The organism is Arthrobacter livingstonensis, assembly GCF_003219815.1.
Classification (GTDB): domain Bacteria; phylum Actinomycetota; class Actinomycetes; order Actinomycetales; family Micrococcaceae; genus Specibacter; species Specibacter livingstonensis.
The window spans coordinates 1-2,078 of sequence record NZ_QJVD01000084.1 but is presented as its reverse complement, the minus strand read 5'-3'; the positions used below and the strand labels follow the sequence as shown (position 1 = coordinate 2,078).

Here is a 2,078-nt window from a genome sequence, read left to right as displayed (position 1 = left end):
TCACCAACTATGTCGCCAGGTCACTGCTGGAATCCGGCGGGTTCAGACCAAAATTACACTCTGGATTCTGAAGAGCCGCGAAAGTTCCCAAGAATACACGAATATTGATAGACAGCGGCACTCGCTGACGTCCCGATGGTGAGATTCTCTTGGCCGCCGGTTCGAGTCCGGCCCGGGGCACAACATCGCCCTGACCTGCGGTTATGTCCAGCGGGTTAGGGCCATATTGGGACAACTCCCCTTTTACTCCCCCAATTCAGCAAAGTTCCCTTCCGGAATCACTCCCCCTTTTCAACGCCGCTAACTCCCCCTTTTGACGTCAAGACTCTCAACTTCGATCCTGTTCGAGGTGATCGCATCTGCGTTCACGCCGGCAAAATATGCATGAGTTCGAAGCCCTCGACTCGTCCCGATAGGGGTACCCTTGTGACGCAAACCAGCAGTTATCGCCCGGCGAGCGTTTCAACGATAGATTCGCGTCGGTAGAGGTCCCGTGTCAGGCGTGTATTCGCGAGCGCGACACCGCGACTGTGATGATGAACGCCCGCTCGCCGTCCCGACGACGAAGCCGACGCCCCCACTCACGATCGCCGCGGCATTGAACTTTCCCAGGGGAACCGTGATCGCCATTCAGATGAAAGCGGCAATAAATCCCGCAAGCAGCGCACTAATGACGTTGGGTCGGTTCGATCGTCCTGTTGGCTGGCTGACTGTGGCAGCCTATATCGATCTAGAGGATATGAGTATGGGTTCGATCTGTTGAGGCTGGGGCCTCCGGATCGAGCAGTCGTGGGTTGACGCGGGTGGAGGTTCCGCATAGGTTTTTGCGGTTTATGACGCCGGTGGAATTCGAGAGTCTGTGAGTTGAGGCCGCGCGTTTGAAGGATTGCTGATCCTCCGGTCGGCGGTTTGCGGGCTTAAGATCGCTGTATGGACGTCACAACGCTTGAGGTTGGTGATCGGGTGCGCGCGCGAGCGGGCATCGCGATCATGGTCTCGCTTGGATTGGCGATCGTGTTCGCGCTGCTGACGTGGTGGACCAAGGAAGTTTCTACTTTCGAGGTACGGCAGCCGTGGCAGGACGACCCTTTCGACGTGGCCACCTCCTTGGACTACGCGATCATTCCCGGCCTAGTCATCGCTGGCGCACTTCGGGTGCAGCTCTGCCGGCGAAACAAGCCACTGCCGGCACGCCGAGTCGCTGATCTGCTTCGACTCAGCCTCGTTGTTCTCCTCGTAGTGGCGGCCACACAGGCCAGCGAGTGGACGGCTGTGGCGCTCGGGCTGCACCGGCGGCAGTGGAATATCGACACGGTCTGGCAGCTCGCGGTTTTGGCAGCACTCTCGGCGGCAACGGTCGCGGCCGGAACGCGTGTCATCACCGCGACCCGTGCCCTTCGGGCGCGGAATTGGCAGGGTGACCAACCCGATTGGTTGGCGGACGCGGCTCTCCTGGCGCTGAGGTGGGCTCGCCTCCTGGCCTGGCACCCGCGGTCCACCTATGCGGCGGTGCGTTGGGTAGACACGACGTTCTTCTCCCGCATCCGCACGCATCCCGTCGGCGCGGCCGGCGTGCTCTCGTGCGCGCTGGCGGTCCCGTTCGTCCTGTCGAAGGTCCTCCTCGAGGGCTATCCGCCGTTGCTCGCGCTGCTATCTTTCGCTCTCCCCGCAGCGGGGCTGTTCGCCTTCATCACGGCGGCCGGCCGCTTCCTGCGCATCGTCCCCCGTCGCCCTAGCTCCGTGGCGATATGGCCCTCCGTCCTGGTCGCCGGCTGCGCGGCCGGGCCCGTCGTCTTCGCCTTCCACGACAGCCTGCTCAGCGATCCCAGCCCATTTGCTATCGATGCCTTGCTCTTCGGTGGCGGCCTTGTAGGAGCTCTGATCTGTCTGATGGTGCAACTAGCCCGTCGCCACCACCGCCACGCTCACCCCGCGAGTTGATCTGCCACGGTGTCGCCGACCCGGAGCGTAATCCTCCACCGCAACAGCCAACATGAACTCTCCCGTAAGCGTTCCAGTGCCGCTGCGCGCCGTGGTGGTCGAAAGTTGTTGCCGGGTCGCCTGTGCTCTGGTCTTCA

General features: G+C 62.0%; 1 protein-coding gene. It reads left to right on the top strand.

Annotated elements, in window-relative coordinates; translation table 11 throughout:
• Nucleotides 1-930 precede the first annotated feature (930 nt).
• Nucleotides 931-1,941, top strand: a complete 1,011-nt coding sequence (locus CVV68_RS22815) for a hypothetical protein (protein ID WP_110503266.1) — start codon at nucleotides 931-933, stop codon at nucleotides 1,939-1,941.
• Nucleotides 1,942-2,078 lie beyond the last annotated feature (137 nt).